Origin of the sequence: Cyanobium sp. Lug-B (genome assembly GCF_024345635.1) — a bacterium.
Lineage (GTDB): Bacteria > Cyanobacteriota > Cyanobacteriia > PCC-6307 > Cyanobiaceae > Cyanobium > Cyanobium minutissimum.
The window spans coordinates 19,759-27,416 of sequence record NZ_JAGQBM010000040.1 but is presented as its reverse complement, the minus strand read 5'-3'; the positions used below and the strand labels follow the sequence as shown (position 1 = coordinate 27,416).

8 protein-coding genes and 1 pseudogene are annotated in these 7,658 nt (G+C 70.3%); 6 read left to right on the top strand and 3 right to left on the bottom strand.

Annotated elements, in window-relative coordinates:
• The 3 genes and pseudogenes from KBY81_RS10730 to KBY81_RS10720 all read right to left on the bottom strand — a co-directional run.
• A pseudogene (locus KBY81_RS10730) lies at positions 1 to 174 on the bottom strand (copper oxidase); the annotation flags it as partial.
• 5 nt (positions 175 to 179) lie between these two features.
• Positions 180 to 1,070, bottom strand: coding sequence for a Tab2/Atab2 family RNA-binding protein (locus KBY81_RS10725; protein ID WP_254970759.1), 891 nt, complete (start codon positions 1,068 to 1,070; stop codon positions 180 to 182).
• A complete protein-coding gene (locus KBY81_RS10720; RefSeq protein WP_254976470.1) occupies positions 1,067 to 2,371 on the bottom strand; it encodes a S1 RNA-binding domain-containing protein in 1,305 nt (434 codons plus the stop codon). Before KBY81_RS10720 ends, KBY81_RS10725 begins: the two co-directional genes overlap by 4 nt.
• 72 nt (positions 2,372 to 2,443) lie before the next feature.
• Between KBY81_RS10720 and KBY81_RS10715 the strand changes: the two genes are divergently transcribed.
• The 6 genes from KBY81_RS10715 to folE all read left to right on the top strand — a co-directional run bounded on the left by KBY81_RS10715 (position 2,444) and on the right by folE (position 7,658).
• Positions 2,444 to 3,250 carry a creatininase family protein gene (locus KBY81_RS10715; protein ID WP_254976469.1) on the top strand — a complete coding sequence of 269 codons (807 nt, stop codon included), beginning with the start codon at positions 2,444 to 2,446 and terminating at the stop codon, positions 3,248 to 3,250.
• Positions 3,251 to 3,285: 35 nt separating this feature from the next.
• Positions 3,286 to 4,026, top strand: a complete 741-nt coding sequence (locus tag KBY81_RS10710) for an aldehyde oxygenase (deformylating) (protein ID WP_254976468.1) — start codon at positions 3,286 to 3,288, stop codon at positions 4,024 to 4,026.
• Between the two features lie 83 nt (positions 4,027 to 4,109).
• Complete coding sequence (locus tag KBY81_RS10705) at positions 4,110 to 5,159, top strand: long-chain acyl-[acyl-carrier-protein] reductase (protein WP_106221375.1); 1,050 nt, start codon at positions 4,110 to 4,112, stop codon at positions 5,157 to 5,159.
• A gap of 20 nt (positions 5,160 to 5,179) precedes the next feature.
• Positions 5,180 to 6,169, top strand: coding sequence for an acetyl-CoA carboxylase carboxyltransferase subunit alpha (locus tag KBY81_RS10700; protein WP_106221376.1), 990 nt, complete (start codon positions 5,180 to 5,182; stop codon positions 6,167 to 6,169).
• Positions 6,170 to 6,195: 26 nt separating this feature from the next.
• Positions 6,196 to 6,906 carry an SDR family oxidoreductase gene (locus KBY81_RS10695; RefSeq protein ID WP_254976467.1) on the top strand — a complete coding sequence of 237 codons (711 nt, stop codon included), beginning with the start codon at positions 6,196 to 6,198 and terminating at the stop codon, positions 6,904 to 6,906.
• An 8-nt stretch (positions 6,907 to 6,914) separates the two neighbouring features.
• A complete protein-coding gene (gene folE, locus KBY81_RS10690; RefSeq protein WP_015107714.1) occupies positions 6,915 to 7,658 on the top strand; it encodes a GTP cyclohydrolase I in 744 nt (247 codons plus the stop codon).

Genomic DNA, 7,658 nt, shown 5'->3' with positions numbered 1-7,658 from the left:
CAGCTCCTCCGGCGGCCGCCCCTGCCACTGGCGGGTGAAGAAGCCGTGCTCGAACGCCGCCAGCAGGTCGCACTGGAGGTAGTGGCCGCCATAGGTACCCACCCAGGTCCAGCCGGGAAGGTCGTTGAAGCCGGCGTCGGGCCGATCGAAGGGGGGCTCGAGCGCCTCAGCCATCCGCCTCAGCCATCGGGCAGGTCGCGCAGCAGCCAGAACCCCTCGAGGCTGGGGGCCTCCTCGCTGGCCTGGATGGCGATGAACTGCAGGCCTCCGGCCCGCTCCCTGGCCTCCGCCAGGGCCTGCTGGGCCAGCCGCGCCTCCTCCTCCGGCAGTCGGGCCAGGATCCAGCGATCCTCGAGACCGGCCTCCAGCACCAGCTGGCCAGAACTGACCTCCAGCCGGGTCGGCTCCAGGCCGGACAGCCAGCCGGCGATGGCCAGGGCCCGCCGGCGGCTGAACAGCCGGATCCCGGGCACCGGGGTGGCGGGATCCACCTCGGAGGGCAGGGCCACCAGGCCGGGGAAGGCGATCTCCCAGCCGCCGGCCTCGGCCAGGGTGGCGGCCGGCAGGGTGGCCCAGCTCCAGCTGTCGCCCCGGGCCGCCTCCGGCAGGGGCAGGGCCACGGCGGGAATCGGCTGCGGTGGCGGGGCGAGGGGGCCGGCCATGTAGCCCGGCTCCTGGGGGTAGACGCTGGCCTGCCGCTCCCGCAGCCACTCCACCAGGCCGTAGCAGCGCCGGCTGGGCACCAGCTCCAGGCCGAGGCCTTCGGCCGCCCGCTGCACCATGGCCCGCATCGAGCCGCGCCAGCAGCGCAGCCGCCGCGGCGGTCCGTAGCCCTGCTCGGCGGCCGCCGCCAGGGCGGCTTCGATCGCCCCGCGCAGCCACTGGGAATTGACGCTGGCGGCCGGGCAGTCCATCGACCAGCGGAAGGGGTCCGGCGCCGGCTGCAGGCCCTGCGTCGAGCAGATCAGCAGCTCCCAGCGCTTCTTGCCATCGGCCTCCAGGATCGGCCTGGAGTAGTAATCGAGCTCCCAGTCGGGGCCGGGGGCCTGCACCGCTACCGCTGCGCTCATCCTGCGTCCTGTTCCTGCTGGCGCAGCAGCGAGCGGGCCCGGTGGGCCCGGTCCTCGGCCTCGGCCATCACGGTGTCCTTGGCGATCAGCAGCTCGCCGGGGGGACCTTCGAGCAGGGCGGTGTTGAGGGCGATGCGGCCCCGGGCGGGGTCGACGGCGGTGATCAGGGCCTTGAGGTGTTCACCCTGCTGGAACGCCTCGCGCAGATCCCGCAGGGCCCCGCCGGTGATCGAGGACTGGTGCAGCAGGCCGCTGACGCCGCCCAGGTCGACGAAGAAGCCATAGGGCTTGATCGACACCACCTGGCCTTCCACCAGCTGCCCCACCACCAGGGTGGCGAAACGGGCGGCGGTGGCGGCGCGCTTCTCGGAAAGCACCAGCTTGCGGGTCTCGGCGTTGACCTCCAGAAACGCAACGCCCAGGGTCTGGCCGACCAGGGCTTCGTGGTTCTCGCCCTCGTTGAGCTGGGAGCGGGGGATGAAGCCGCGCAGGCCCTCCAGGTCACAGGTGACGCCGCCACGGTTGAAGCCGTTGACCCTCACCTGCACCACCTTGCCCTCCTTCTCCAGCTGGCGCACCTTCTCCCAACTCTGGCGCAGGGCCAGGGCACGGGCGCTGATGGTCACCATGCCGTCGGCGTTCTGCTCCCGGGTGACGAGCACCTCGATCGGCAGGCCCTTCGGGAAGCGCTCCTTGAGGTTGGTGATCACCCCCAGGCCGCACTCGCTCTTGGGCATGAAGCCGGGAGCCTTGCCGCCGATGTCCACATAGACACCGTCGCTCTCCATGCCGATCACCACCCCCTGGACCACTTCACCGGTGGTGCCGACCGGGGCGTTCTCGTCGAGGGCGGCGAGGAAGGCCTCCTCGTCGAAGTCGAAATCGTCGACGGTGCGGGCCTGGCGGGGGGATTCGCCGGGGGTTGCCTCGGCGGCGGCCGGACCCCGGCCCGCCGAGCGCGCCGAACCGCCGCGCCGATCGGGGGCCGGCCCGAGCAGATCGGCCATGGTCAGGCCCTCGAGGCCCTGCAGACCAAAGCGGTCGTCGTCCTCGGCGGCAGGCGCGGGGGGCCGCACCGGCACGGCCACAGGACCGGTGGCCGCCGACGGGGCGCCGGACGGACCGGGGGCGGTCGGGGCGAGGGGGGGCTCAGGCGCCGCCTCGTCCTCCTTCTTGATCATCAACACCTGGGGCGGCTTGCGCAGCGGCGCCGGGGCCGACCCGGAAGGCCTCGCCGGCGGCGTGGGGCGCTGGGCGGGGTTCCGGGGCTGACGCGGCGCGGGGTTGCCGGTTCCTGCCATGGAGGTCCTCAGCGAAGCACGGGGTCCCACACTGTACGAATCACCCTTCAGAGGCCGGTCCTCCCCCCGCCGATGCCCCCCAGCCCGGAGCGACGCCTCGCCAGCCTCAGCTGGACGACGGTGCGTGAGCAGGCGGCCCGTCCGGGCAGCACGCTGCTCTGGCCCCTGGGTGCCGTCGAGCAGCACGGTCCGCTGCTGCCCCTGGGCACCGATGCCCTGTTCGCCGAACGGGTGGCCGCAGCGGTGCTCGACCGGCTCGCCCCCGAGCTGCCGATCTGGCGCCTGCCGCTGCAGAGCCTGGGCTTCTCGCCGGAGCACCTGGGCTTCCCGGGAACCCTCAGCCTGCCGGCCGGGCTGCTGATCGACTTGGTCCGTGCCGTCGGCCGGGGGGTGGCGGCGGCGGGCTTCCAGCGGCTGGTGCTCTTCAATGCCCATGGCGGCCAGATCGGCCTGCTGGAGGCGGCGGCCCGGGAGTTGCGGGTGCTGGAACCCGCCCTGGCGGTGCTGCCCTGCTTCCTGTGGCGCGGTGTCGATGGGCTCGCGCCGCTGATTCCCGAGCCGGAACGCAGCGACGGCCTCCACGCCGGCCTGGCCGAGACCAGCCTGATGCTCTTTCTCGAACCGGGCATCGCCGGTTCTCTCCCCGCCGCCGACGGGCCCGGCGAAGGCCAGGCCCCACCCACCGGCTGGAGCCTGGAAGGGGCCTGCCCCAGCGCCTGGCGGACGGACGAGATCAGTGCCAGCGGCGTGATCGGTGATCCCTCCGGCGCCAGCGAGGAGCTGGGACGCCAGCTGTTCGACTGCCTGGTGGAGAACTGGGAGCGGCGGCTGGAGGCCCTGCTGCACAGCGACTGGCCGCCGACCTCCGGCGCAGCGTGACTAAAGTCGTGGGATTGCTTATCCCCGTGGTTCCCATGCCCACCCTCGCAACCACCACGTCCGTCGATTCCTCCCTGGATCCGGCGGGCCCGATCGAGGGGAGCGACCTGCCCGACTTCAGCACCGTCGCCTACAAGGACGCCTACAGCCGCATCAACGCGATCGTCATCGAAGGTGAGCAGGAAGCCCACGACAACTACATGTCCCTCGGCACCCTGCTGCCCGACCAGGCCGAGGAACTGGCCCGGCTGGCCCGCATGGAGCTCAAGCACATGAAGGGCTTCACCGCCTGCGGCAACAATCTGGGCGTCACCGCCGACATGCCCTTCGCCCAGGAATTCTTCTCCCCCCTGCGCAACAACTTCCAGGCGGCCCTCCAGGAGGGCAAGGTGGTCACCTGCCTGCTGATCCAGGCCCTGCTGATCGAAGCCTTCGCCATCTCGGCCTACCACATCTATATTCCCGTCGCCGATCCGTTCGCCCGCAAGATCACCGAAGGGGTCGTCAAGGACGAGTACACCCACCTCAATTACGGCCAGGAGTGGCTTAAGGCCCATCTGGAGGAGTCCCGCGCCGAGCTGGAGCAGGCCAACCGCGACAACCTCCCCCACGTGCGCCGGATGCTCGACCGCGTGGCCGCCGATGCCGCCGTCCTCCACATGGAGAAGGAGGATCTGATCGAGGATTTCCTGATCGCCTACCAGGACGCCCTCACCGACATCGGCTTCACCCCCAGGGAGATCGCCCGGATGGCCGCCGCGGCCCTGGTGGGCTGAGCCGCCCCCCTTCCCCACCCCTGGGGAGGATGTAGCGTCGGCGACATCCGGCCCCGCCCCTGCCGCCGCTTTCTCCTTCCTGCATGTTCGGCCTGATCGGTCATTCCACCAGCTTCGAGTCGGCCCGCAACCTGGCGCGGAGCCTCGGTTTCGAGGAGTACGCCGAGGGGGATCTGGACATGTGGTGCAGCGCTCCGCCCCAGCTGGTGGAGCGGATCAGTGTCACCAGCCCCACGGGCAGGCGCATCGAAGGGGCCTACATCGATTCGGTGTTCGTGCCCGAGATGCTGGGCCGTTTCAAGACGGCCAAGCGCAAGGTGCTCAACGCCATGGAGCTGGCCCAGAAGACCGGCATCGACATCACCGCCCTGGGGGGCTTCACCTCGATCATCTTCGAGGACTTCAAGCTGCTGCGGGAGCAGCAGGTGCGGGCCACCACCCTCGACTGGACACGGTTCACCACCGGCAACACCCACACCGCCTGGGTCCTGTGCCGGCAGGTGGAGGAGAACGCCCCCAAGCTGGGCATCGACCTGCGGCGGGCGAAGGTGGCGGTGGTCGGTGCCACCGGTGACATCGGCAGCGCCGTCTGCCGCTGGCTCTCCCAGCGCACCGGCGTGCAGGAGCTGCTGCTGGTGGCCCGCCGGCCCCAGCCGCTGGCGGATCTCCAGCAGGAGCTCGGCGGTGGCCGCATCCTGCCCCTCGAGGAGGCCCTGGCCGAGGCCGACGTGGTGGTCTGGGTCGCCAGCCTGGCCCAGGCCAGCAGCATCGACCCCAGCCAGCTGCCCCGTCCCTGCCTGATGGTCGACGGCGGCTACCCCAAGAACCTGGACACCAGGGCCGCCGGCGACGGCATCCACGTGCTCAAGGGCGGCATCGTCGAATTCGGCTCCGACATCGGCTGGCAGATGATGGAGGCGGCCGAGATGGCCAGACCCCAGCGCCAGATGTTCGCCTGCTTCGCCGAAGCGATGCTGCTGGAGTTCGAAGGAATCCACACCAACTTCAGCTGGGGCCGCAACAACATCAGCCTCGAGAAGATGGACCTGATCGGCGCCGCCTCCCTGCGCCACGGTTTCCAGGCCCTGGGCCTGGAGGTCCCGGCCGCGATCCCCAGCCTCTCCATCACCTGATCCCCTCCGCCTGAGCGCCCATGGCCCGCCGCGTCCTGCTGGATTTCGAGAAACCGCTGGTGGAGCTCGAAGAGCAGATCGAGCAGATCCGCCAGCTGGCCCGTGATTCCGAGGTGGACGTGAGCCAGCAGCTGCTGCAGCTGGAAACCCTCGCCACCCGGCGGCGGGAGGAGATCTTCAGCTCCCTCTCGCCGGCCCAGAAGATCCAGGTGGCCCGCCATCCCCAGCGGCCCAGCACCCTCGATTACATCCAGGTCATCACCGACGAGTGGATCGAGCTGCACGGCGATCGCCGCGGCAACGACGACCGCGCCCTGGTGGGTGGTGTCGGGCGCATCGGCGACCAGCCCGTGGTGCTGCTCGGCCACCAGAAGGGCCGCGACATGAAGGAGAACGTGGCCCGCAACTTCGGCATGGCCTCCCCGGGCGGCTACCGCAAGGCGCTGCGGCTGATGGAGCATGCCGATCGCTTCCGCCTGCCAATCCTCAGCTTCATCGACACCCCCGGGGCCTACGCCGGCGTCAAGGCCGAGGAGGAGGGCCAGGGGGAGGCGATCGCCGTCAACCTGCGCGAGATGTTCCGGCTGCGGGTGCCGATCATCGCCGTGGTGATCGGCGAAGGGGGCTCCGGCGGTGCCCTCGGCATCGGTGTGGCCGACCGGCTGCTGATGTTCGAGCACAGCGTCTACACCGTGGCCAGCCCCGAGGCCTGCGCCTCGATCCTCTGGCGCGATGCGGCGAAGGCCCCCGCCGCCGCCGAGGCCCTGCGCATCACCGGCGCCGATCTGCTGCAGCTCGGGCTGGTGGACGCCCTGCTGAAGGAACCCTCCGGGGGCAACCACTGGGCGCCGATCCAGGCCGCCGACACCCTGCGCCGGGCGCTGCTCAGCCACCTGGCCGAGCTGCAGACCTGCAGCACAGCCGACCTGCTGGAGGCCCGCTACGCCAAGTACCGGCGCATGGGCCAGGTCCTGGAGGGGGTGGCGCCGGATCCTGCCCACGCACCGTAGGGTTTGCCTCCCCGCCTCACCGCCCTTTGCCCGTCGCCCTGATCACCGGTGCCTCCCGCGGCATCGGCGCCGCCAGCGCCCGTCGTTTCGCCGCCGAGGGCTACGACCTGCTGTTGGTGGCCCGCAGCCTGGCCGACCTCGATGCGCTCGCCACCGAGCTGCGGGCGCTGGGCCGCCGGGTCGAGACCCTGGACCTCGACCTGAGCCGGGCTGAGGCCATCGGCCCCGCCCTGGCCGAACTGCTCGGGCGCGGGCTGGTTCCTTCGGTGGTGATCAACAACGCCGGTGCCGCCTGGACCGGCCCCCTGGCCGACATGCCGATCGAGCGCTGGCAATGGCTCCTGCAGCTCAACCTCACCAGCGTCTTCCAGGTCTGCCTGGCGGTGCTGCCGGCCCTGCGCCAGGCGGGGGGCGGACGGATCATCAACGTCAGCAGCCACGCCGCCCGCAACGCCTTTCCCGAGTGGGGGGCCTACTGCGTCAGCAAGGCGGCCCTGGCCTCCTTCAGCCGCTGCCTCGAGGCGGAGGAGCGCTCCGCCGGCATCGCCGTGAGCACCCTCACCCTGGGGGCGGTGAATACACCCCTCTGGGACAGTGAAACCGTCCACAGTTCCTTCGACCGACGTGCCATGCTTTCAGCCGAGCAGGTGGCCGAATCTCTGCTCTACCTTGCGCGGCAACCCCACAGCCAGACGGTTGAGGACCTCACCCTGATGCCGGCCGCCGGAGCCTTCTGAACCCCCTTATGACATCCACCCTCCCCACCGGCCTAAGCGCCCGTCAGGCCGCTCCCGTCACGACCCCCATTCCCGTCAGCCTGCGGATCCGCGAACGGCTGCAGAAGGAAGGCATCCCGTTTCTGGCCAACGACAACATCTCCGACCACCTGCGCGAGGGTGAGCTCGACCAGCTGGAGATCGAGGTGGCCGGCAAGGTGCGCGACCTGCTGCGCAGCCTAGTGATCGATATCGAGAACGACCACAACACCGAGGAGACGGCCGAGCGGGTGGCCAAGATGTACCTCCACGAGGTGTTCAAGGGCCGCTACCACGAGCAACCGAAGATCGCCAGCTTCCCCAACGTGAAGCAGCTCGATGAGATCTACACCGTGGGGCCCATCTCCATCCGCTCCGCCTGTTCCCACCACCTGGTGCCGATCCTAGGCAACTGCTGGATTGGCATCAAACCCGGCGAGCGGGTGATCGGCCTGTCGAAGTTCTCCCGCGTCGCCGACTGGGTCTTCTCCCGGCCCCACATCCAGGAGGAAGCCGTGATCATCCTGGCCAACGAGATCGAGCGGCTCTGCCAGCCCCTCGGCCTGGCGATCCTGGTCAAGGCCCAGCACTACTGCATGAAATGGCGCGGGGTGAAGGAGCCCCAGACCAGCATGGTGAACTCGGTCGTGCGCGGTGATTTCCGCCACGACCCGAGCCTCAAGCAGGAGTTCTTCGAGCTCGTGCGTCAGCAGGAGGCCCTGCTCAGCACCTGA